The sequence below is a fragment of the Bartonella sp. HY038 genome (assembly GCF_014117425.1).
In the GTDB taxonomy this organism is placed as follows: Bacteria; Pseudomonadota; Alphaproteobacteria; order Rhizobiales; family Rhizobiaceae; genus HY038.
Genome location: NZ_CP059725.1, coordinates 1,660,610 through 1,684,747 on the forward strand (window position 1 = coordinate 1,660,610; position 24,138 = coordinate 1,684,747).

General features: G+C 40.0%; 18 protein-coding genes and 1 tRNA gene. 6 read left to right on the top strand and 13 right to left on the bottom strand.

The window, feature by feature from the left end; genetic code table 11:
* Positions 1-88 precede the first annotated feature (88 nt).
* The 3 genes from H3299_RS15655 to H3299_RS07070 are packed head-to-tail and all read left to right on the top strand — an operon-like array spanning position 89 to position 1,681.
* Positions 89-244 (top strand): hypothetical protein, encoded by a 156-nt coding sequence (locus H3299_RS15655; protein ID WP_246708179.1) that lies wholly within the window; start codon positions 89-91, stop codon positions 242-244.
* Positions 199-1,053: an HrgA protein gene (locus H3299_RS07065; RefSeq protein WP_246708180.1), complete on the top strand. Its 855-nt coding sequence runs from the start codon at positions 199-201 to the stop codon at positions 1,051-1,053. Before H3299_RS15655 ends, H3299_RS07065 begins: the two co-directional genes overlap by 46 nt.
* Positions 1,025-1,681 (top strand): IS1595 family transposase, encoded by a 657-nt coding sequence (locus H3299_RS07070; RefSeq protein WP_182417446.1) that lies wholly within the window; start codon positions 1,025-1,027, stop codon positions 1,679-1,681. The genes H3299_RS07065 and H3299_RS07070 overlap by 29 nt, the downstream gene beginning before the upstream one ends.
* A gap of 103 nt (positions 1,682-1,784) precedes the next feature.
* On the opposite strand, the gene H3299_RS07075 is transcribed toward H3299_RS07070, so the two are convergent.
* The 13 genes from H3299_RS07075 to H3299_RS07135 form a co-directional block, all read right to left on the bottom strand.
* Positions 1,785-5,240: a chromosome segregation SMC family protein gene (locus H3299_RS07075; protein WP_182419547.1), complete on the bottom strand. Its 3,456-nt coding sequence runs from the start codon at positions 5,238-5,240 to the stop codon at positions 1,785-1,787.
* A 144-nt stretch (positions 5,241-5,384) separates the two neighbouring features.
* The gene (locus H3299_RS07080) at positions 5,385-6,245 is read right to left on the bottom strand and encodes a VOC family protein (protein WP_182419548.1); all 861 of its coding nucleotides are present in this window, start codon (positions 6,243-6,245) and stop codon (positions 5,385-5,387) included.
* A 154-nt stretch (positions 6,246-6,399) separates the two neighbouring features.
* A complete protein-coding gene (locus H3299_RS07085) occupies positions 6,400-7,119 on the bottom strand; it encodes a DsbA family protein (RefSeq protein ID WP_182419549.1) in 720 nt (239 codons plus the stop codon).
* 263 nt (positions 7,120-7,382) lie between these two features.
* The gene (locus tag H3299_RS07090) at positions 7,383-7,889 is read right to left on the bottom strand and encodes a DUF721 domain-containing protein (protein WP_182419550.1); all 507 of its coding nucleotides are present in this window, start codon (positions 7,887-7,889) and stop codon (positions 7,383-7,385) included.
* A 227-nt stretch (positions 7,890-8,116) separates the two neighbouring features.
* Positions 8,117-8,191, bottom strand: a tRNA-Glu gene (locus tag H3299_RS07095).
* 174 nt (positions 8,192-8,365) lie between these two features.
* A complete protein-coding gene (locus H3299_RS07100) occupies positions 8,366-9,184 on the bottom strand; it encodes a TrmH family RNA methyltransferase (protein ID WP_371739819.1) in 819 nt (272 codons plus the stop codon).
* A 947-nt stretch (positions 9,185-10,131) separates the two neighbouring features.
* Entirely contained in the window at positions 10,132-10,275 is a 144-nt protein-coding gene (locus tag H3299_RS07105; protein WP_182419551.1) for a DUF1127 domain-containing protein, read from the bottom strand.
* Positions 10,276-10,515: 240 nt separating this feature from the next.
* Positions 10,516-11,970: a glutamate synthase subunit beta gene (locus tag H3299_RS07110; protein WP_182419552.1), complete on the bottom strand. Its 1,455-nt coding sequence runs from the start codon at positions 11,968-11,970 to the stop codon at positions 10,516-10,518.
* A gap of 77 nt (positions 11,971-12,047) precedes the next feature.
* Positions 12,048-16,772, bottom strand: coding sequence for a glutamate synthase large subunit (gltB, locus tag H3299_RS07115; RefSeq protein ID WP_182419553.1), 4,725 nt, complete (start codon positions 16,770-16,772; stop codon positions 12,048-12,050).
* Between the two features lie 741 nt (positions 16,773-17,513).
* The gene (locus tag H3299_RS07120; protein ID WP_182419554.1) at positions 17,514-19,154 is read right to left on the bottom strand and encodes a Na+/H+ antiporter; all 1,641 of its coding nucleotides are present in this window, start codon (positions 19,152-19,154) and stop codon (positions 17,514-17,516) included.
* Positions 19,155-19,380: 226 nt separating this feature from the next.
* Positions 19,381-19,881 (bottom strand): hypothetical protein, encoded by a 501-nt coding sequence (locus tag H3299_RS07125; protein WP_182419555.1) that lies wholly within the window; start codon positions 19,879-19,881, stop codon positions 19,381-19,383.
* Between the two features lie 611 nt (positions 19,882-20,492).
* Positions 20,493-20,912 carry a SufE family protein gene (locus tag H3299_RS07130; RefSeq protein WP_182419556.1) on the bottom strand — a complete coding sequence of 140 codons (420 nt, stop codon included), beginning with the start codon at positions 20,910-20,912 and terminating at the stop codon, positions 20,493-20,495.
* Between the two features lie 234 nt (positions 20,913-21,146).
* Positions 21,147-21,626 (bottom strand): hypothetical protein, encoded by a 480-nt coding sequence (locus H3299_RS07135; protein WP_182419557.1) that lies wholly within the window; start codon positions 21,624-21,626, stop codon positions 21,147-21,149.
* A 295-nt stretch (positions 21,627-21,921) separates the two neighbouring features.
* On the opposite strand from H3299_RS07135, the gene H3299_RS07140 reads away from it, so the two are divergent.
* From H3299_RS07140 to H3299_RS07150, 3 genes are all read left to right on the top strand, one after another.
* Positions 21,922-22,554 (top strand): hypothetical protein, encoded by a 633-nt coding sequence (locus H3299_RS07140; RefSeq protein ID WP_182419558.1) that lies wholly within the window; start codon positions 21,922-21,924, stop codon positions 22,552-22,554.
* 63 nt (positions 22,555-22,617) lie between these two features.
* A complete protein-coding gene (locus H3299_RS07145; RefSeq protein ID WP_182419559.1) occupies positions 22,618-23,139 on the top strand; it encodes a hypothetical protein in 522 nt (173 codons plus the stop codon).
* A 24-nt stretch (positions 23,140-23,163) separates the two neighbouring features.
* The gene (locus H3299_RS07150) at positions 23,164-23,787 is read left to right on the top strand and encodes a hypothetical protein (RefSeq protein ID WP_182419560.1); all 624 of its coding nucleotides are present in this window, start codon (positions 23,164-23,166) and stop codon (positions 23,785-23,787) included.
* Positions 23,788-24,138 lie beyond the last annotated feature (351 nt).

Consider the following 24,138-nt stretch of genomic DNA (forward strand, 5'->3'; position numbering starts at 1 on the left):
ATTTTACAATATGTGTTTATAACCAACTCACTGTAATTGACAATTGCCTCAAGATTATTCGAAATTAACAATATTAAGGGGATATATCATGGCATTGCATTTAGTTGATAAAGTCGCAGAATTTTTAACAAATAATCCGAATCAAAAATTCACTGCACGTGAAATTGCTCAATGGATTTACGATACCTATCCAGATGAATGCAAAACAAAGCAAAAAAATCAAAAGCAAAGGTTGTCGTTCTAGATAACGCAGCTGCCTTGATACAGCAATTAGCAGGTGAAATTGGTGCACGTCGCCCGCAAATAAGTAAGCTTATTCCATTAAAAACTACGGAAGATCGTCCTCGTTACTATTATTATAGTAAAAAGAGCGACAGTGATGAAGTTAATGAAGCTGAAAAAGAAGATAAAGCACTTATCATCGAGAAAAAAATAAAAACGGCTTTAAAAGGCGAACATGCCCTTTATCCGTTGTTAGCAGAATATCTAACCCAAGAATTTCAACTTTATAGCAAAAGAGTAAATGAACAAACATCTTCGAATAAACATGGATCTAATGGCAATAAATGGCTTCACCCTGACCTTGTAGCAATGGAAGATTTAAGCAACGATTGGGATCAGGAAATTAAAGCCTGCGTAAAAGAATACTCTCAACAAAAAACGCGCCTTTGGTCATTTGAAGTCAAAATTCTTATTAATAGATCTAATGTTCGCGAAGTCTTTTTTCAAACGGTTAGCAATTCATCATGGGCTAACTTTGCCTATCTCGTTACCAGTGAAATTAATAGCGATGCTCTTAAAGAAATAAGAATATTATCGAGCCTACATGGCATTGGTCTTATAATTTTAGATAAAGATAACGTCAGCGAAAGCCAAATTTTGATACCAGCGCGCGAAAAAATTGAAGTTGACTGGAACAGCGTTAATAGGCTTGTTATTGAAAACAAAGATTTCCGTCAATTTGTCACACAGGTAAAACATTTGGGGCTGTACCAGATAACTGAGAAAGTTTACTGGTATAAGTATGAGAAAGAGTCGCTTATCGAAAGCTAAACAAGATCGATTGATGGAGCATTTTGTAGCATGCACAACTGCACGATGCGCAGCTGATTTAGTTGGCGTCAATTTCAAGACATCTGCCTATTATTATCAAAGACTTCGCGAGCTGATTGCCTATCAAACAGAGCAAGAAGCGAGTGAGGTTTTTGACGGTGAGATTGAGGTCGATGAGAGTTATTTTGGCGGTCACCGCAAGGGCAATCGTGGACGTGGAGCAGGTGGTAAATTTCCAGTATTTGGCCTTCTCAAGCGCGGTGGACGTGTATATACGAAGATTATTCCAGATGCATCAAGTGCCAGTTTATTGCCCATCATTAAACGCAAAGTTGTGCCCGATAGTATTGTCTATAGCGACTGTTGGCGTGGATATAATGCTTTGGATGTATCAGAGTTTAAACATTATCGCATCAACCATTCAAACTTGTTTGCAGACAAGGGAAATCACATCAACGGCATTGAGAATTTTTGGAACCAAGCCAAGCGCCATATGCGCAAATTTAATGGTATACCAAAACAGAATTTTGGACTATTTTTAAAGGAGTGTGAGTGGCGTTTCAATAACCCATCGGCCCAATCGCAATTAAGACAAATTAAACAATGGGTTAAGCAATTTATGGGTTAATTAAATGGTACAGCCCCAAACATTTTTATCAAACTGGCTATATTAATAAAAATGACTGGATTAAACCCATAGTTTATGAAGACTAATAATGCACTCCAATTACTTATAAGTCACGTAGTGTTTCAGCTGTACGCAAATCAACCGATACCAATTGCGATACACCCTGCTCTCCCATTGTCACACCGAAAAGTCGATCCATACGCGCCATGGTGATTGGATTATGGGTAATGATAACAAAACGTGTATCGGTTAATTTGGTCATTTCATCCATTAGGTTGCAGTAACGCTCGACATTATGGTCGTCTAATGGCGCATCAATTTCATCAAGCACGCAAATTGGCGCAGGATTGGTTAAAAACACTGCAAAAATTAGTGCCATTGCCGTCAATGCCTGTTCACCGCCAGATAAAAGCGTCATGGTTTGCGGCTTTTTACCAGGGGGACGCGCTAAAATCTCAAGCCCTGCATCCAATGGATCGTCAGACTCAATCAATTGCAATTCCGCTGTACCTCCGCCAAACAAATGGGTAAATAATCTTTGAAACTCGCTATTTACTTTAGTGAAAGCTGCAAGCAGGCGTTCTCTCCCCTCACGGTTTAGAGCATGAATGGCTTGGCGTAGTTTTTTAACTGCTTCAATCACGTCATCGCGTTCGACCGTCATTGAAGCATAGCGTTCTTGCAATTCGCTACTTTCTTCTTCTGCCCGTAGATTAACTGCACCTAAGCGCTCGCGCTCAATACGGGCACGATCAAGATCACGCTCCAAATCAGCAATATCTGGCATTGTATCAGACGGGTTAAAACCAGCCATTTTTAGCGTTTCAATGGGCTCAACATTAAGCGTTTCCAAAATACGTGCTTCAATATCTTTACGCCGGTCAATCGCGGCATTAAAACGCTCTTCATTACGGGCGCGTACCTCACGCGCATGAGAAAGGGCTTGAATGGCATTGGTTGCCTGAAGATCCAATCGATTTTGAGTATTTTCAGCAAGTGCCAACGCATCACTAACCGACTTTACCTCATCTTCCGCTTTAGCAATAAGTTGGAATAATCTATCACGCCGTTCGTCAAAATCATCTGGTGCACTGGCAAGATCCTCCATTTCCATCATGGCTTCACTTACCCGCTCTTGCAAATCTGCAAATTGCTGATTACTAGCGCTTAAACGCGCTTGCCAAGTTTTACGCTCTGGCGCAATAGCCTCCAAGCGCCGTTGTCTTTGTAAATTATCCCTTTGCCAAGTTTCAAGGCTAGAACGCAACTGAGCAAGCATTGCCCGCTCGCTTTGCAACAGCGCATGAAGTGCGGCAATTTTAGCATCCAATTCATCAAGTGGTGCTAATTCTTCCAGCTTAATTGCCGTCTCTTCATTTAAAACAGCGTTTTCTTCAAGTTCGAGTTCAAGGCGCTGATAATTTTCTTGTAAATGGTTTAAACTGCTCAGGCGCGCATTAAGACTAATTTCAAGTTCCTTTAGCGCTGTCTGCTTTTGGCTATGGCTATCACGCATTTGGCGCAAAGCTGCACGGCATTCTTTTTCTTGACTTAATAATTCTTCCAATTGCTGATAAGCAATTGCTTCATCGCTTTTTGCACGCTCTCCTTGCTGATGGCTCTTTAAAATAAACTCCTGTACTTCAGCAAGCCGATTTTTTTGTGCCAAACGTTGCGCACTAGCCGTTGGTGCATCTGCCTTAGCAACCAAACCATCCCAGCGCCAACATGCTCCTTCACGGCTTACTAAAACTTGGCCTAATTGCAAATCTCTTTGCAAGCCATCGCCCTCATCTGCTTTCACCAAGCCGATTTGCTTTAAGCGGCGCATCATATTATCTGGTGCTTTAATATAATCTGCAAGGGGTTCACAGCCAATTGGCAATTGTGGATCTGCACCACTAAACTTTAAATCGCGCCAAAATAGCAAAGCATCTTCATCAAGGGCGGCTTGCAAATCATCACCAAGTGCTGCGCCCAATGCTGCTTCATAGCCTTTTTCAACGCTTAAATGCTCAACAACAGTATCGCCGACATTTAATGAAGATGCGGCTATAATTTGTTCAAGCGTTCGTGCTTCTGCTTCAAACCCGCTTAATTGCCGCTTTAATTCATCATGAGTTTTGCGGCACTGATCATAATTATTTCTCTTTACCCCTATTTCATCTTCAATTTGCGGCAACTGCTTTTCAAGGCTATTTAATTGCTCAACTATTGCTTCTAACGCCTCGTTTAACTCATCAGCTTGCTGTTGACTTTCAGTCTCTTTTTCCAAAGCCGCAATCGAACTTGCCAATGCTTGCAAGTCTTGGTTTAATTTATCACGACGACGACCAAGATCAGATAATAGACGTTGCAATTGCTGCTCGCCTGCATTTAACTCGGCACGTTCCGTATTAAGCTTGGCAAGATCCGCCTCTTTGTTTTGGGTAACTGATTGTAAATCTTCATATTGGATGCGCAGTTCTTCTTCCTCTGCACCGCCATCACTTTGAATATCTTTTAGCTTTTGCTCTTCATTATCAAGGCGGTTGATAAACTGCTTATATTCAGCAATTAACCCTTCTTCGCGTATAACATCGCGTTGTAATTGCTCTATACGCCGCATTAACTCCGATTGTCGATGGAGGCTTCTTGATTTTTCATCTTCCAGTGCTTGCACTTCCAAAGTAATGCGTTGGTGCCCTGCCCTCGCCTTGGCCATATTATCACGCAATGGCGCTAGAAGAGTTTTATTTTCCGCCTGCTCGCGTGCAAAGCGCATTTGCGCTTCCGCTTCTGAGCCAACTTTCAAAGTGGCTTTAGTTAAAGCCGCTTCCATTTCAGCTTCTTGGCTTTTGGCTTGCGACCAGCGCAAATAGAATAGGCCGGCTTCTAACTGCCTTATCTCAGCCGACAAAGTTTTAAAACGATTGGCTTGCCGCGCTTGACGCTTTAGGCTTTCAATGCGGCTGCTTACATCCGCAACCACATCATCAAGCCGCTCAAGATTGGTTTCTGCGGCACGCAGACGCAATTCAGCCTCATGGCGGCGGCTATGAAGCCCAGAAATGCCAGCAGCCTCTTCCAACAAAGCACGACGTGCTTGTGGCTTTGCTTGGATAAGCTCGCCAACGCGCCCTTGTCCCACCATGGACGGTGAACGCGCACCGGTAGATTGGTCCGCAAATAGCAATTGCACATCTTTAGCACGCACTTCTTTGCCATTAACCCGATAGGTAGAGCCTGCACCGCGTTCAATACGGCGCGAAACCTGCAACTCATCGGCATCATTAAAACCGCTTGGTGCGCTATGATCGCGATTATCAAGATATAACGTGACTTCAGCAAAATTTCTTGGTGGGCGTGTGTTATTACCAGAAAAAATAACATCATCCATGCCTGAGGCACGCATGTTCTTATAGGAATTTTCACCCATAACCCAGCGCAGCGCCTCGACAAGATTAGATTTGCCACAGCCATTCGGGCCAACGACACCTGTTAGCCCGCCCTCGATGAAAAACTCCATCGGTTCGACAAATGATTTAAATCCAACCAGTCGCAGCTTGCTAAACTGCATATAGCGCACCCACCATGCTTATCCTGCTTACGTATTTCTTGTTTGTTTATTTTTATAGCTGCTACACTATTTAGTAGTAAAATGTAACTTAAATAGTGTGGGTTATTGGCTGTTAACCGTTAAACAAGCAGCTATAAACAAAAATTACACAACAAATTCTAAAATTGCACCATTGGCATATTGTGGATCTATATATATTGTTTGATATGGCGTTTCATGCCAAACAATATTTTGCGCTTCCAATAGCTGCTTTACCTTGCCAAGATTATCAACCACAACAGCAAAACCTGCATAGGCCTGTTGCGGTAAATCATCAAAATTAATATGGCCAAAAATACGGCTTAGCACATGAGGGGGGAAGAAAACCAACTGCGCTGAATTTTCCCCTGTTGTAAGCTTAAACAGATCACCTTCTTGCACAATACTACTATTTGCAAATAATGAAGCATAAGCCTGTGCGGTATGATGGGGATCTTTAGATACAATATAAATTTTTCCTAGCGCCTTTGCGCCATTTTCATGCTGCATCAAATGAGGTTGCCAAACTGTATTTTTAGTTTTTTGCTCACATAAAAAGAAAATACCATTGGGGACATGTTTTGGATCGACCGTTACGGTTTCAAAGGCAGCAATATCTTCCTCGCCATTCGCCATAACAACTGGTCTTGAAAAACTTTGTACATCGCCAACATCAATACCAAGCGCGATTAGAGCGTCATGGGCGCGTTGTGCATTGTCAATACGCCCAACAACAGCGTGTAAACCTTCGCCTTGGCTGGAAAGCTTTCTGCTCTGCAAATCACTTAATGGTGTTTCACTCACCACACCTAGCAGCTCAAAATAATCATGGCTTAGCATAATTGTATAATTGGCAGTTCCCATATGGCTAGAGTGTAAACCACGCGGGCTTAATGTAAAGCCAAGTTTTTTGTAATCTTGCGCAGCCTTTTCGAGATCATTTACAAGAAGATAACAATGATCAATACCTTTAACCGGATGTGTCATACTCAAAAACCCTTTAAACAAGATTGTAATAGCTAACGCCATTATATAGCGTATAGATATTTTTAGTAAAATAAAAATCCCGCCATAAGCAGTGTTATAGCGGGATTTCAAATAGTATGCAGAATTATGCTTCAGCTAGCTTATTACGTCGATATTATTGTGCTTCACCCTTTGGTGCGTCATTCACACCAAGTTCTTGAAGTTTGGAATCTAAAAGAGCTGACATTTTGTCAAAGCTCAAACTTCCTTCAATTGGATCACCATTGATAAAGAATGTAGGCGTTGCCTTGACACCAAATTCTTGATTTCCACGTTTTAAATTCGCCTGCAAACCATCAAGCACTTTCTGATCGCTTAAACAGGCTTTGAACTTTTCATCATCAATACCAGCAAGCTTAGCAAGCTGCTTAAGTGGTGTTTCAGCGTCTTTAACAAATGCCCATTCGGCTTGCTTTTCAAACAATAATTGAATGAATGGGAAATAACGATCTTCAGGCACGCAACGTGCTAACAAGAAACCTGCTGCAGCACGTTCGTCAAAAGCAAATTCGCGAAAAACGATACGTGCTTTACCAGTATTGATATATTTTTCGCGAATTTGTGGCAAAGTATTTACAACAAAATCCGCGCAATGGCTGCAAGTCAACGATGCATATTCAACGATAGTGATTGGCGCATTTTCATCACCCTCAACCATATCCTTCATCGCACCTGGCTTTAGCAATTCTTCAGCAGCGACATGGATTAATGGCTTTTGCGCAGGTTGCTGATCTGTTGCACTTTGTGCAAAAGCAAAACCACTTACACCACCTAAAAAGATAGCTGTTGCAGCAACAAGTGAAAGGAGATGTTTTTTTGTGTTAATAATGGCCATATGACTTCCCTTTAAATATATTCAAAGCTTGTACCGATAATAATCTAAGCCTTGTAAAACGCAATTTAACTTGCTTGCCTATAGCGTCAAGCACTAGTTGATAAACTAACTGTCAAATAGAACAGGACAATAGAAAGCCATCAACCTAATAAGTGTCCCTAACTATTACCCACCTTAGCAGTTTTATTCATTGTGTCACATGCTATTTTATTAAAAAAAATTTAGCAAAAAGCGACTGAAGTACGGTTAAGCGCTTATTGTGACTATTTTGCGTTAGCACCCTTTGATAATATGTGGCAGCCAAGCTCGGTGAGGCATTTACGCAATCGGTCCGAACCAATATCCGCCGTATTTTTTTCCACTTTCGCAATACAAGCCTTGTCAATAATTTTAGGAGGAAGCTGTCTCTTTTTAAAAGACGAAACCGGCTTTTGTTCAATTTTCAAACGATCTATCGCATGAAAGCCAAAGAAAGCATTGACCTTTTGGATAATTTCCATGCTTTGGTGTTGAATGGACATTGCAGAAAAGCCTTCACAAGCTACCAATAGCGTTGCAGGCTCATAAGAATCATATTGGGAAACACGCCGCCGCCAATTAATTTTTAATGGCAAGCAGTTATTTGCTATATCATCGCCAACAATTTGCGACCAGGCCTCAATCAGTTCTATACCAATTCCTGCCCTTTTACGTAATAATGGGTCAATCAAAGGCGATGCAGTATCAGCAAGAGGTGTAAAACCAAACTTTTTATGTTTGTCAGGCTGCACTTTAAAAACCACCTTACTGCATTATAATAAATTAAAAACAAATGACATAACACGACTTACATCTGTTAAAGCCAATATTTCATATCATAAGTAAAAAAATAAGCATAGAATTTTAGTGCAAATGATATTTAAAATTACTCTTTATGGAGAGTAGCAATTGCCGGTTAACAAATGCTGTGCTTTTAAAAAAGCAAATAACATAAGCCAATGTAAAACAAAGAATTAAGTGGTACGCCCAAGGGGAATCGAACCCCTGTTTCCGCCGTGAAAGGGCGGCGTCCTAACCGCTAGACGATGGGCGCCCAAGCAGTGATTGCGCTTATAAACACAGATTTTAAAAACCGCAAGTCGTATTTTAGAAAAAATTCAATTTTTTTACAAAATGTGGATATCTTTTTTAAATTTGCAAAAATTTTGTGCTAAAGCGCCAGATTTCAAGTCAGCATTTGCCATAAGCAGCATTTAAAATAACTTTACTAGAAAATGCGCTCAGCTATTGCAAAATGCGATAGGGCAATAGCTGCTGCCGTTGCAACATTTAGGCTATCGAAATCAGCGGCCATTGGTATTCTTAACGTGTTAAATTGTTGCAATATTTGGTTAGGCAGCCCCTCGCCCTCGGTACCAAATAGCAAAGCAGTCCGCTTTGCCGGCTGACTATTTAATAATTTTTGATGAGATGATGGGCTAAAAGCAAAAACCTCAAAGCCAGCATTTTGCACCCGATCAATGATATTAAAAATATTACCGCTTTTAATATGTGGCACTTTAAGCGCAGCTCCAACCGACACTCGGATGGCCTTGCGATAAAGCGGATCACAACAAGTTTCATCTAAAACAACACCATCAGCTCCAAAGGCCGCGCTATTTCTAAAAATACCACCAATATTATCATGGTTAGAAATACCACATAAAAGCACCAGCAACGATTGTTCTGGTAAATTTTCCATAAATTCATCAAGTATTGCGGGGCGTTTTCGCTGTCCTATAGCTAAAATACCGCGATGAAGGTGAAAGCCTGCAATTGCATCAATAACATCTTGGCTTGCCACATAAATTGGACATTGAACTGTGTTGCTTTCTAATAAAGATATAAGCCCGTTTAAACGATTCTGCGCAATAAGAATTGATTGTGCCTCAAAAATCGGTGAGTTTAATAAAACATTTAAGACAACACGCCCCTCAGCAATAAAAAGATCATTGCGACCAACAAGATCCCTTTCTTTGATATTTGTATAGGAGGCGATACGAGCATCACTAGAGCTTTCGATTGCGATATAATTTATTTGCGTCATATTTAAATCTTTTATTTTGCGAATTAAAAGCTAAGAAAGTAACGATATCTTTACGGCAGATCTATCACCTTTTTGCGGCAAATTGCGAGTCCTTGGAAATAGGAAGCACTACGTAAAACATCAATGCTAACAAAAATAAACCATATATGAGCTATAGATAAAATTGCATTTATTTAATATTTAACATATTTTTGTGTTGTGGGAATCCAGCTTCTTCCAAAACAGGCTATTTACTTTTGGTATAGCAATATTATGAATTTTGCACCAAATAACTTTTGTGCAATTGAAAAGCATTTAATTATGCTCTTAGTGAAAATACGTCGATAAACACGACCTACATCCTTACCGCTCTTATCGTTAAGACCGCATTGAAATATTATAGAGGTGGATAGTAAAAGCGAAAAATCCTTATTTATCTATATTATCGCAAGATATTTGGTATAATTTTTTGCTCTTCAAATTTATATAAGACGAAGCTTAATCTATATGCGCGTCACTCTGTATATACCCAATAGATAACTATTTTGAATTGCGGCAAAATCACGATCAAAAAGTGATTTTGGTATTTGCATATTGCCTCCTCCTATAACAAAATCTAGAAATTTTTGGGTTAATTATATTTAGATAAAAACTAAACCCAACTTGTATATTAAACAAACATGTAGCATCACCATGCAGAGGTAAAAGCCAAAAATTTAAATCTGCCGCTATTATGCTTTCTACCAAAATAAATTTTGCGCATAAAAAAACACCTGCTGCGGGAGGAGGTGCAGCAGGTGTTTGAATTGAAAACCGACTGGGAGGAGGAGGAGATGTCGGTCTTCCAAAATTTTCAGGGCTTGGGAGGAGGAGATAAGCCCTGAAAAAACTCTCAAACATCAATTTAATGTTTGTATTGCATTTAACAAGCTCTCAACTCATAAGCGAGCGCTTTAATTAAACTTTAATTAACGTGTTGCGCGACGAGCAATTGATGGAATCTCAGCGCGATTGATGCCAAGATCATTAAGCTCACGATTAGAAAGACGGCTTAACTCGTTAACCGTTGTGCGGTAACTACGCCAGTTATTGAAAGAGCGTACCAAATTCATTTTTATCACCTAGATATTGTTTATTATGCTTTATTGCTTTGTTAGGTAATATATAGGCCTATCGTTCAATTTTGAGTAGAGCTAAATTTGCATGGCTGCCCCACCGATTTGGCAAAGATAACGCAGTAAACAAGAAAAACCTCAAGCACCTTAATACAAGTGGAGGTTTAGCGCATAAAACGATCTATCATTTTCCAAAAGCGCATCTAAAAAGACGGTTAGATGCGCTTTTTTAGTCACCTAACGAGGCAATAAAGTTGACCCCATAAGGTATTTATCAATTGCGTGGGCAGCTTGGCGCCCTTCACGAATAGCCCAAACCACCAAGGATTGACCACGGCGCACATCACCTGCAGCAAAAAGCTTATCAATACTTGTTTGATAATCGCGGTCATTCGCATTAACCGAACTACTGCCACGGCGGTCAACATTAATATTTAATGCATCACCAAATTCGTCAAGCACGCCTTTTTGATAAGGACCAGAAAAGCCAATAGCAATGAACGCAAGGTCAGCGCGGATAAAAAACTCGGTTCCAACAATGGGCTTGCGCTTTTCATCTACATGGCAGCATTTAACATGGGTTAAATTGCCTTCTTCACCAATAAATTCAAGCGTTGCCACCTGAAACTCGCGAATAGCTCCTTCAGACTGGCTAGTTGAGGTGCGCATTTTGGTTGCCCAATAAGGCCACACAGCTAGCTTATCCTCTTTTTCAGGAGGTTGCGGACGAATATCCAACTGCGTTACTTTAACTGCACCTTGGCGAAATGCAGTCCCAACGCAATCTGATGCGGTATCACCACCACCAACAACAACCACATGCATACCGTCAGCGACAATAGCAGGCGATGGCCAGCCAACAGAATCGATATTTTCGCGACCAACACGGCGATTTTGTTGGACTAGATAATTCATAGCATCATGAACGCCATAAAATTCTGAACCTGGAATACCTGCAGGGCGCGGCGTTTCAGAACCACCGCAATAAAGGACCGCATCATATTCATCGAGCAACTCCTTAGCGGGCTTATTGACACCAATATTGACACCGCAATGAAAGGTTACCCCCTCGCCCTTTAATTGATCCAAACGGCGATCAATTAACGTTTTTTCCATCTTGAAATCAGGAATACCATAGCGCAGCAAGCCTCCTGGACGGCTTTCACGCTCATAAACATCAACATTGTGACCAGCGCGAGCCAATTGTTGAGCTGCTGCCATTCCTGATGGACCAGAACCGATAATAGCAACGCTTTTACCTGTCCGCATGGCCGCAGGTTGCGGATCTAAAAAGCCAAGTTCATAAGCCTTATCAGCAAGCGCCTGTTCAATTGTTTTAATATTAACTGGCGCATCTTCCAAATTAAGCGTGCAAGATTCCTCGCATGGAGCGGGGCAAATACGGCCCGTAAATTCTGGAAAATTATTGGTAGTGAGAAGATTGCGGATAGCTTCCTCCCAACGACCATTATAGGTTAGATCATTCCAATCTGGGATCTGGTTATGGACAGGGCAGCCTGTTGGCCCATGACAATAAGGCACGCCACAATCCATACAACGGGCAGCCTGTTTCTTTACTTCATCTGAACTTAATGGAATGGCAAATTCGCGAAAATGGCGAATACGATCCGCCGCTGGTTGATATTTTTGCGACTGGCGGTCAATTTCAAGAAAACCGGTAACTTTTCCCATAATGTTTTATCTTTCTTTAATCTGCATAAGGCGATGGGCTGCGCGATTATTTGCCGCGCAATCCCGTTAAAAGCAGTCTATTCGGCTGCTGTGCCCACACGCAAAATTTCCATTTCTTCCAATGCACGGCGATATTCAACAGGCATAACTTTTACAAATTGGGGTCTAAAAATTTCCCAATTATCCAAAATTTGTTTTGCCCGCGTTGAGCCAGTATAATGGTGATGATTAGCTATCATTTGCATCAAACGCTCTTCGTCATGACGCGTCATATTAGCCGATACATCGACACGCCCCTTATGCATAAGGTCGCCACCGCGATGATGCAGCTTTTCAAGCATATCATCTTCTTCTGGTACTGGTTCTAATTCAACCATCGCCATATTGCAGCGGCGTGAGAAATCTCCAGCCTCGTCAAGCACATAAGCAACGCCGCCCGACATGCCAGCAGCAAAGTTACGCCCTGTTTGGCCAATAACAACCACAACACCGCCAGTCATATATTCACAGCCGTGATCACCAACGCCTTCAACAACAGCAGCAACACCAGAATTGCGCACCGCAAACCGCTCACCAGCAACACCGCGGAAATAGCATTCACCTTCAATGCCGCCATATAGAACTGTATTGCCGACGATGATTGAATCCTCGGCTATGATTTTGGAATCATCTGATGGTCTGATGATAATGCGGCCGCCTGACAAGCCTTTACCCACATAATCATTACCATCGCCAATAAGTTCAAATGTAATACCTTTGGATAAAAACGCACCAAATGATTGCCCAGCCGTGCCAAAAAAACGAGCCGTAATTGTATTATCTGGAAGACCGCGATGACGATAACGCTTTACCAACTCGCCTGAAAGCATAGCACCTGCGGAGCGATCAACATTGCGAATGATCGTTTCAATTTCGACCTTTTCGCGCCGTTCCAATGCAGGCTCGGCAAGCTTGATTAATTTACGGTCAAGAACATCATCAATCGGATGGTGCTGCAATTGCGTATGATAAGTATCTTCTTTCTTAGCTTCTGGCATATGGAACATTTTGGAAAAATCTAAGCCTTTAGCCTTCCAATGATCCACTAATGCTGTTTTATCCAATAGATCAGACTGGCCAATAATATCATCTAAATGACGATACCCCATCGCAGCCAAGAAACCCCGTACTTCTTCAGCCAAGAAAAAGAAAAAGTTAATCACATGTTCAGGCGTGCCCTTAAAGCGCTTACGCAAAACCGGATCTTGGGTAGCAACACCAACTGGGCAGGTATTTAAATGGCACTTACGCATCATGACACAACCAGCAGCGATAAGTGGCGCAGTGGCAAAACCAAATTCGTCAGCACCAAGCAAAGCACCAATAATCACATCGCGCCCCGTACGCAAACCACCATCAACTTGCAAAGCAATGCGTGAACGAAGACCGTTTAAAATAAGGGTTTGCTGCGTTTCAGCAAGACCAATTTCCCAAGGGCTACCAGCATGTTTCAGCGATGTTAATGGTGCAGCACCTGTACCACCATCATAGCCTGACACGGTAATATGATCCGCTCTTGCCTTAGCAACACCAGCAGCAACCGTACCAACCCCGACCTCAGACACCAATTTTACTGAAATATCAGCCGCAGGATTAACGTTTTTAACGTCATAAATAAGCTGTGCCAAATCTTCAATCGAATAAATATCATGGTGCGGCGGCGGCGAAATAAGTCCAACGCGCGGGGTTGAGTGACGGGTTTTAGCAATGGTTGCATCAACCTTATGGCCAGGAAGCTGCCCGCCCTCGCCCGGCTTTGCACCTTGTGCCACCTTAATCTGGATCATATCAGCATTGACAAGATATTCAGTAGTCACACCAAAGCGGCCAGATGCCACCTGCTTGATCGCAGAACGCTCAGGATTTGGCGTACCATCAGGCAATGGATAAAGCCGATCTGGCTCCTCACCGCCCTCGCCAGTATTAGATTTGGCGCCAATGCGGTTCATGGCAATAGCAAGAGTAGTATGGGCTTCACGCGAAATAGAGCCAAAGGACATTGCACCGGTTGAAAAGCGTTTTACAATATCAATTGCAGGCTCAACCTCATCAAGAGCAACAGGTTCTAAACCGCGCTCGCTTGCGAGCTTAATATGGAAAAGACCGCGAATATTTCTGTTTCTTGCGCTTTCACCATCAATACGTTCGCAATAGGCTTTAAACAATTCTGGGCTAGTTGTGCGCACAGAGTGCTGCAATTCGGCAATTGCATCGGGTGTCCATGCATGTTCTTCACCGCGCATACGGTAAACATATTCACCGCCCACATCGAGAAAATTCTTCAACACTGGGTCATTGCCAAATGCCCCCTTATGGCGAAGCGCGCTTTCTTGGGCAACTTCCCCAAGATCAATGCCTTCAATAGTTGTTGCTGTACCAGTGAAAAAACGATCAACAAAGGATTGCTTTAGACCAATTGCATCAAAAATTTGTGCACCACAATAGGATTGATAAGTAGAAATGCCCATTTTTGACATAACTTTAAGCATGCCCTTACCAATAGACTTAATAAAACGATAAACAACTTCATCATCGCTTACTTCTACTGGAAATTCACCGCGCCGATACATATCAATGAGTGTATCAAAAGCAAGGTAAGGATTAATTGCTTCAGCACCAAAACCCGCAAGACAGCAAAAATGATGAATTTCGCGCGGTTCACCCGATTCAACCACCAAACCAACCGAGGTACGTAAACCACGGCGGATAAGATGATGATGCACCGATGCCGTTGCGAGCAGTGCTGGAATAGGAATACGATCTGGCCCAACTTGGCGATCAGAAAGAATAATGATGTTATAGCCACCATGCACCGCAGCCTCGGCACGTTCGCAAAGGCGGCTAACGGCACCCTCCATGCCATTTGCACCTTCTTCAGCCGCATAGGTCATATCAAGTGTTTTGGTATCAAAACGGTCTTCCGTTTGGCCAATAGCGCGAATTTTTTCCAAATCGCCATTGGTCAAGATAGGCTGGCGCACTTCTAAACGCTTGCGGCGCGATGTGCCAACAAGATCAAAAATATTAGGACGCGGCCCTATGAAAGACACAAGGCTCATTACCAATTCTTCACGGATTGGATCAATTGGCGGATTGGTCACTTGGGCAAAGTTTTGTTTAAAATAAGTATAAAGCAATTTTGACTTTTCCGACATGGCCGAAATTGGCGTATCGGTTCCCATTGAACCAACAGCTTCTTGCCCCGTGGTTGCCATAGGCGACAATAATAGCTTGGTATCTTCTTGCGTATAGCCAAAAACCTGCTGGCGGTTAAGCAATGTCACATCTTTGCGCAGTGAGCGCGGCTCAACCGGACTTAGCTCTTCCAGAATAAGCTGGGTGTTATCCAACCACTTTTGATAGGGGTGACGTGTTGCTATTTCAGACTTTACTTCCTCGTCAGAAATAATGCGGCCTTCCTCAAGATCAAGCAGCAACATGCGACCAGGCTGCAAACGCCATTTACGCACGACTTTTTCCTCAGCTACTGGCAGCACTCCAGCTTCAGAAGCGGCAATGACAAAATCATCATCGGTGACAATATAGCGCGCTGGGCGTAAACCATTACGATCAAGGGTTGCACCAATTTGGCGACCATCGGTAAAAATAACCGCAGCAGGTCCGTCCCAAGGTTCCATTAACGCCGCATGATATTCATAAAATGCGCGCCGTTCATCCCCCATAAGTGCATTGCCAGCCCAAGCTTCTGGCACTAACATCATCATGGCATGAGCAACGGAATAGCCACCTTGCACCAAAAACTCTAAGGCATTATCAAAACAAGCAGTATCGGATTGACCTTCATAAGAAATTGGCCAAAGCTTAGAAATATCATTGCCAAATAATTCTGAATCAACCGATGCTTGGCGCGCTGCCATCCAGTTAACATTGCCGCGCACAGTATTAATTTCACCATTATGGGCAACCATACGGAAAGGGTGCGCAAGCTTCCAAGATGGAAAAGTATTGGTTGAAAAGCGCTGATGCACCAAAGCCAAGGCACTTTCAAAACGCTTATCTTTCAAATCCTTATAATAAGCACCAACTTGATAGGCAAGGAACATGCCTTTATAAACAATGGTACGAGATGAAAGCGAAGCGATATAAAAACCATCATCACGCCCTTCTGTCTCGTCAAAAATGCGGTTTGAAATAACTTTACGCAAAACAAATAGACGGCGTTCAAAATCATCCTGGGTGGTTAAATTGGCATTGCGACCAATGAAAACCTGACGGTGAACTGGCTCAGTCGCAACAATTGCGGCGGCTTTAGATAGGGATGCGTTATCAACCGGTACATCACGAAACGCTATAAATTGCTGCCCTTCAGCAGTAATTACTTCACGAATGATATTTTCAATATGGGCGCGCATGGCTGCATCTTGCGGCATAAAAATATGACCGACACCATATTGCCCTATTTCCGGCAAAGTTACATCTTGCAGCGCCATTTCCTCACGAAAAAAGCGGTCTGGTATTTGCACCAATATGCCAGCACCATCGCCCATTAATGGGTCAGCACCAACTGCGCCACGATGGGTCAAATTTTCAAGAATAAACAACCCATCTTCAATAATCTTATGGCTTTTTTGGTTCTTTAAATGGGCGATAAAACCCACACCGCACGCATCGCGCTCATTAATCGGATTATAAAGACCTTGCACATCTGGAAAACCGAAAGGCTTCGTGGTTTTTTTTTGTGCTGTTTTGGCTAAAACAGAACTGGAAAAACCATTTGAAGAGGATGGCGTAAACTGCGTCATCGTGAAGCCTTTCTTTAAACATGTTCCTATTTTTTAACAATTCAAAGGAACGGATTATTCATATGCTTGCTTTTCATAAAAATAGTGGCTTAAACTTATTGTTTTGCTGAATTTTCTTTACAATTCAAAAAGATAATATACTCGCCCCCAAGTGCCAATTGCTCTTACCAAATATGCTTTTTGTCACTTATGACAGCAATACTGTCCTATTAATGACAGAAAAATTAGAACTCTTCAAGTACTTAATGAAAACTATTTATGCAAATTGGGTAATTTTATTGCTTAAAAGGCGGGCATTTATTGCAAAAAAAATCATCATATTTTTGACGATCGTCTATTATTTATGCGATTAGCGCGCATTTTTGACGGCACGGTGCAAATTTCGCTCACATTTTGATTGTTTAATGATGAGTTTTTAGAAAAGTTGCACAAATTATAAGCAGTACAAATTTTAGTCATTGCGGTAATTTTTTTATGCAACATGTGGAAAAAAGCATCTTTTGATCAAAAAATTAGCATAAATCAATTGAAAATCCGCTTGAATGCCTAAAAATTTGATTTTTTTCACACACAAATTAGTGGTGATCTTCTTTAATCGCCCTATTCAATAGCTCAAGCATATTAAATGCGGCTTTTATTGCTATCCTAGAAGCAGCGATTAACAACATAAATTACATATTTATGGTTTGGGCATAAGAAATATAATTATCCTATGCTCAAACTAGAACCAAATATCGGCCTTCATGCGTTAGAAAAGCGTGTTTCAAGCAGATCAACCTCACGAATAAATTTATCGACTGCTTCTTCGGATAATTGATGGCGGCGGCCATAATTATAATAGACTTCGCGCTCTGCTTTCAAAGCAACAAGGCGTAATTTTCGCTCAATTTCAGCAGCATGCAAATTCGCATTCACTTGTTCATCGGTTGCGGAAAGTTCTGCCAAGCGGTCACGATACCCCTCCATCACTCGCGATCCAGCAAGCGTATAAAGATCGGCATCATTGCGCCCCTCACTCATGCTATGAACGGCTTGTTCAACCGCTTTAATGGCTGCTTCTGCCGCACTGGAGCGCGCCCTTTCTTCTTCTTTTTGATGGGATGGCTCAGGTGGCAATTCGATATTATTCAATAAATAAGGCAAGCTGATACTTGCAACAATTAAAGATAATAAAATAACGCCGGCTGCTAGAAAAATGGCTAGTTCACGACCGGGAAATGGGGAATTATCTGGCAAGAACAAAGGAAATGTTAAAACACCCGCAAGGGTAACCGTTCCACGAACACCCGCAAGAGATGTTGCAGTAATCAAACGCCAACCCGGTGCATAAGGCTTTAATCCCTTTTTATGGGCGCGCGCCAAGGTAAACTTTAGAGAAATCCAAACCCAGATGAAACGTAAAACTGCCAAAGTTGCGTTAATAGCCACTACATAGAAAAGCAACCAAAGCGGATTTTCATGCCCAGCTTGCTCAACAACTGAATGAGCACTAGCGATAATTTGTGGCAGTTGCTCACCAAGCAATACAAAAATAATACCATTTGCAGTAAATTGAACCGTATTCCAAACTGCGTTTCTTTGTATGCGAATAGCGGCAAGGTTTTTCAACTTATCTTCGGTAAAACTCATTGAAATACCAGCAGCAACGGCGGACAAAATACCAGATGTATGGGCCTCTTCTGCCAATAGATAAGCCGCAAAAGGAATAAGCAGGCTAACTAACACATTAGATCCGGCTTCATCGCCGAATTTTCGTGTCCAAAAACTTGTGAGCTTTGTAATAATAAAGGTAGTTGCTACACCAATTACCAAGCCACCGACTGCCGTCCATAAAAAAGTTGATATAACAACAGTAATTGAAAAAAGACCATACATTGCCGCGTCAAGTGCAAAACGCATGCTAACAAGTCCAGACGCATCATTTAGGAGCGATTCACCCTCCAAAATATGCATGAGCCGTTTTGGCACTGCTACACGCTTAGCAATGGCTGAAACAGCTACTGGATCGGTTGGGGAAATAACCGCCGCCAATGCAAAGCTAACCGCCAATGGCATTGTTGGAATAAGCCAATAGATAAAAAAGCCCGCGCCAATAACAGTTGCAACCACCAAGCCAAGTGCCAAGGCTAAAATTGTCCATTTATCACGCTGCAAACCTTCCTTGGGAATGCGCCAACCATCAAGAAACAATAAAGGCGGTAGAAACAAAAACATGAACAATTCAGGTCTCAACTTAACGCCAAGATCTGCAACGCTGGCGATAAAAAAACCAACAGCAATTTGAATAAGTGGGATGGGAATCGGAATGGGGGAAGCGCGCGAAATACCACTGCTTAACACGACCGCAACAAGAAGAATAAGAACAATAAAGACAGATTCCACAACTAAACCCCAATATGCAACACTTTAATCCAGCCTAAAGACTCAAATTTAAAAAAGCTATAAATCATCAAATAAATAGAGACAAATGTGATTTAGCAAAAACTTGAATCATTCTTGTGTCAGCAATAGGGCTATAATCATCTATATTTTATGACTACTCAATCACAGTTTCTTGAATACCAGCTGAGTATTTCTAAATGTGAATGACACTGAATAGTTTAGTATTTCAAAAAATTTCTTCTTCTCTTTCTTCCCATCCTTCAGCTAGCGGTACACAATAGTTTTCTTCATTATCATACCAATCAAGTTCATAATTGCTGGCAATAACTTGGTCTTTGATTTGATCAAATACAATAATATATGGAACGTTAATTGATATATTTACATCATCTAAACGGCATAAAAATTTATTTGCTAAATAGGTATCTCCATATCCAAATAATGCCATATAATAACTAAAATATTGTTCTACATCATCCTTTAAAACATTTTTTCCATAAACATATAAAACATCGCGGAAGTCTTGCTTAATTGAAATTTCAGGTACCGATTTATCAAAATCATTTTGACTAAGAAATAGCGTTCTTTTTATATTATCTTTATCCAAAATTACGAAATAATTAGAATATGGAACTGCACCAGGTATAATATCAGTGCATAAATCTTGAACCTTTTTTATAATTTCCTCGAGAGGATTTTTCGTTAAAATTAATAAATCTTTAGTCATTAATTTTGCCTCTTTTAATTTACCAAGCGGAGCAAAAATTATTAATATTTTATGACTACTCAATCAAAGATTTGTTAAATATAAATAATTTACAAGAAAAAACAGTAAATGGTTTTAATCTATGAAGCAACCGTCAGAAAAACAGTCTATCATTGTAATGTTGACTTATCTGTTAATCGGGCCATTTTTTAGGGCGCTACCTTATTTTGTTGTTTTCTTCATATTCGGCATTATAAAAAGCGAAACACTTTATTCCTTGATTAATCCCGATTTTTACATAGAATTTATTAAACTTCTAATAGCAATTATAGGTTTCGCTTATTTATTAGGTTTGCCTGCTGCTTTTTTACAAGGTCTATACAGGTGTTGGCGTCTAAACCACCTTAGTACGCATAAAAAATTGGCAAAATTCCTATTAGTCGTTATAAGCTCATTCATCATCTCAATGAGCATTATTACATATTTTACGTATAGCGAGACGACAATAGCAATGCTCTTTTTACGCAGCATTTTAATGACTTTCCCGTATACATTATCATCTTTGCTAGCTATTTACCTATGCAATAAAATCATAAAGCGCTTAATGGGAACAAAGCCCATCAAGCAGTTTATCATTTAAGTTGCAAGCGCGCTTCTTGCTGGACGCGGCCAACCATAGAGCGCAATCCATTTGAGCGTTGCGGCGTTAAATTTTCATCCAAGCCCAATTTTTTCAATAATGCTTCAGCATCGATTTCTAAAATTTCTGAAGCCTTATGGCCAGAATATAATGCCAATAAAATATAAACAAGACCACGCACAATATGCGCATCGGAATCGCCGATAAAATACATGACTGGATCATTTTCACCGTCAACCTTATAGTCTAGCCAAACTTGGCTAACACAACCTGGAACCTTGTGAACATCATCACGCGATGTTTCTGGATAGGGTGATAATTCATGACCAAGTTCAATGACATAACGATAACGATCCTCCCAATCTGTTAGGAATGAAAAGTTTTCAATAATTTCATCAATTGTCTCGGTCATTTTCACTTCTTTCGCTTTTTACGCGCTTACTGTTATGCTTGCTCACAAGCTATCATCTTACTAAAACTTCGCGGTGCTTATTCATATTACGCAGCCGGTGCATCATATATATGCAAATCAAAAAATTAAACAATCTTTTAGCTCTATGATATGATCATTATGCTCATTACCAAAAACGCTTAAACCATAATGGCAATCCTAACAAAGACATAAATACAGCCATTTCATTTGAAACTACAAACCATCAACACATAAATATTGCTTATTGTTCATTATGTTATTCAAATAGGCTAAAAACCTATCTAAAAATAAAAGAAAATGTTGCCGTATCTCTAAAAAATTATTTTTAATAAAATCAAGCTTAATATCTTGAAAAGCAGGTAAATAATTTTCGCTTAATTGTTTAGAAAAACAATCATTAGATTGCCACATGGATTTTAATACCACCATATCATCAACAATATCGGCAACCTCGTCTCCATTAAATAGCGTTTGCCCAACGGGACCATAATTTTTATATTTTTCATATTTGAAAAAACAATTTTCTATAAAACCAAAAGCAATACAATTTATTGCAATACCATTTTCAAGTAAAAGCTTGTCTATTAAATAATCAGAACGTACTTTGCCATATGAGCAGGGAAAGATCCAATATCGATCTCCCTGCCTTCCAGGAACTATATTATAAAAATCAAATAATTTCTTAAAATCCATTTATTAAACCTCCCTTAAATAGTGTAATTTTGTCAACAGAATTAATATCTATATTAAATAAAAAAAGAGAGAGATTTGCATATGTTTTATTATATTGACTATGCGCAACGTAGCTGTAAAATTTGCCAATCTCACTTTAGCAAGCCTTATTATTAGATATAGAAAATTTACATCAATTAAGCAGAAAAATACTGTCCCTAGAATACAAAAATTAATAAAGCTTGTTCCATCATACCGCAACTAACAATAGCCCTATTTTCTGCAACAAGTTATATTTTATAAGGAAGGGAATTGGGTGCAAACCCATTTTGATTTAAATATGTCAAATAAGCAAGCCACGCTGATTATTGATGCGAAACAAATAGTTGATTCACCATTTAACGGTATTTACCCCTTAAACTCTCATTTTAATTTTTTTATATATTACATTAATATAGCAATGGCAGGAACTTACCTTATCAAAGGCTTTGAAATTAATAAAAATCATGAAGAAGTTGAAAATTATGATATATGGTTTAAGTGCGTTGAGGAAATTAATGGCACGCCAACTCTCAATGGAATTGACTATATTAAAGTTCAAAAATTTGAAGAACATATTATAGTAAAGCTCGCCAATAAGGATACTAGCCTAACCATAAAATGTCTATCAGCTTCTATTTATAAAAGCTTTCAGAGTGTAACTAGTTTTTATCCATATTTAGATCCCGTCCCTATGCCTGCATATCAAGACTATCCTGAATATTTGCAAAAAAGACTTATTGAAATAGATGAGACTATTGCGCGCTGCGAAACATTTAAAAATAATGATCCTTTAAATATTTATGAAATATCAACCATAGCGCGTGAAGAAATTTTAGAAAAATTAGATTTCCATAAAAAATTGAAAAAATATAAAACACGATATGATCGGTATATTATAAAAGAATAATTTTAATTTTGATTATATCGTTATAAAAATATATTCGAAAAACACGCAACAAAAGAAAAAGCTATGAAATATAATTTAAGCAATATTGACAGCGACGAGTTAGACGAGATTATATTTAAAGGCGCGATCTTAAATGGCTTAAAATGTCCGGAAGATGACTTAAGCTATTCGATGGATGACGTACAAACCATCTTCTTAATGATGATTGTTAGAACATCTTATTTGTTTCCCAAAGATCTATTGGCATATATTGATGTTATAATAAAATATCACTTAGGCGAAATAAGCGATGAGGTAAGAATAGAAAAACGTAAACAACTTGATAGGTCTTTTAACATCAATCAAATGCCAGAGCCTCTTTATATGCGTTATATGGCTATATACCAGCAATTTTTTACAACAAAAGAAACAATTCAAAGCGGACTTACAGATCAATACATACTTGTAGATGACTACCTCGATTACTTCAAAGAAATAGAAGATAATATATGCCTTGATTTAGATGAAATTTGCTTTTCATATTACAATGACAAGAAAAACAAGGCCAATACATTTCAAAAACTCAAACCATTGATATCGACATGATATTTAATCAACAAGAGAAGATTTATGACAAAGGATATCCAGATATTTAAAACCGCTTTACGGCAATCAACACAAGATTTCCTAACTATTAATGACCTCCCTCCTCAACACATAAGCGACAAATTTCGATCATTTGATGATGACGATCCTCAGGAAAACACCGAAAAATCGGCTGTTTATAGTGCTGGTAATGGTTCAGGTAGAAATCCACTTGGTTATGTCATTCAATTACTAGATTTAGGCATTGTATCACTGCCCACAGCGCCCCATTGCGCGATAAGTATTGCAGATAATCAGATCGTCGAGCTAATGGCACAATTTTCTTTATTGGGCTTAAGCTTTGATGACGTTAAGATCCTAGCCCAAACTATCAATAATTCGTTTCATGACGCTGGCTATGTTTTTAAAACAGGTCAAACGGATATGACACAAGCGAGCTTTTTAATTGATGGACCTACTGTTACCCTTACCTATGGCGAATGGCAGATAAAAGGTAAAGAAGACCAGCTTCGCTATCGACTGCTAATTAGTGAATGCAATCGCTTCAACAGCCCACAAAAATACGTCCCATTTTTTAGAGCAACAGTCGTAACGGAAAAAATGCGCAAGACCATTGAAATGCGAAAAGCCTACCTTTCAATGAAATAAATTGAGATCAACACCGCGTACAAAAATAGAAATTTCCATAAGAGCAGAAATCTATTGAGTGGCCGAAAGGCTACGCAAGATGACTATTGGGAAGCTTTTGATTATTTAAAAAACAATCTGATGGTTTTGATTTTAGCACGCCAAATTATTTAACAAATCCATCATATGGAATAATATTAGTAGCTCATAGATCTTGGAAAAAAGAATTAAAAATCAAATTAGCCAAGTTATTCATTTCATTTGTTCACTGCGACTATTTTTTATAAGGCAATTTATAAAAATTATGAGCCCCAAACTACTTTCCTATATCATATTTGAACACGTAAAAGAAAACCCAATAGATTTAGACCT

Bases quoted from the DNA above. Each gene is read 5' to 3' on its own strand.
- H3299_RS07135 (WP_182419557.1), bottom strand. From the start codon at position 21,626: ATGGATTTTAAGAAATTATTTGATTTTTATAATATAGTTCCTGGAAGG.
- gltB (WP_182419553.1), bottom strand. From the start codon at position 16,772: ATGACGCAGTTTACGCCATCCTCTTCAAATGGTTTTTCCAGTTCTGTT.
- H3299_RS07080 (WP_182419548.1), bottom strand. From the start codon at position 6,245: ATGACACATCCGGTTAAAGGTATTGATCATTGTTATCTTCTTGTAAAT.
- H3299_RS07125 (WP_182419555.1), bottom strand. From the start codon at position 19,881: ATGACTAAAGATTTATTAATTTTAACGAAAAATCCTCTCGAGGAAATT.
- H3299_RS07105 (WP_182419551.1), bottom strand. From the start codon at position 10,275: ATGAATTTGGTACGCTCTTTCAATAACTGGCGTAGTTACCGCACAACG.
- H3299_RS07100 (WP_371739819.1), bottom strand. From the start codon at position 9,184: ATGACGCAAATAAATTATATCGCAATCGAAAGCTCTAGTGATGCTCGT.
- H3299_RS07065 (WP_246708180.1), top strand. From the start codon at position 199: ATGCAAAACAAAGCAAAAAAATCAAAAGCAAAGGTTGTCGTTCTAGAT.
- H3299_RS07150 (WP_182419560.1), top strand. From the start codon at position 23,164: ATGACAAAGGATATCCAGATATTTAAAACCGCTTTACGGCAATCAACA.
- H3299_RS07110 (WP_182419552.1), bottom strand. From the start codon at position 11,970: ATGGGAAAAGTTACCGGTTTTCTTGAAATTGACCGCCAGTCGCAAAAA.
- H3299_RS07075 (WP_182419547.1), bottom strand. From the start codon at position 5,240: ATGCAGTTTAGCAAGCTGCGACTGGTTGGATTTAAATCATTTGTCGAA.
- H3299_RS07130 (WP_182419556.1), bottom strand. From the start codon at position 20,912: ATGACCGAGACAATTGATGAAATTATTGAAAACTTTTCATTCCTAACA.
- H3299_RS07070 (WP_182417446.1), top strand. From the start codon at position 1,025: ATGAGAAAGAGTCGCTTATCGAAAGCTAAACAAGATCGATTGATGGAG.
- H3299_RS07145 (WP_182419559.1), top strand. From the start codon at position 22,618: ATGAAATATAATTTAAGCAATATTGACAGCGACGAGTTAGACGAGATT.
- H3299_RS07085 (WP_182419549.1), bottom strand. From the start codon at position 7,119: ATGGCCATTATTAACACAAAAAAACATCTCCTTTCACTTGTTGCTGCA.
- H3299_RS15655 (WP_246708179.1), top strand. From the start codon at position 89: ATGGCATTGCATTTAGTTGATAAAGTCGCAGAATTTTTAACAAATAAT.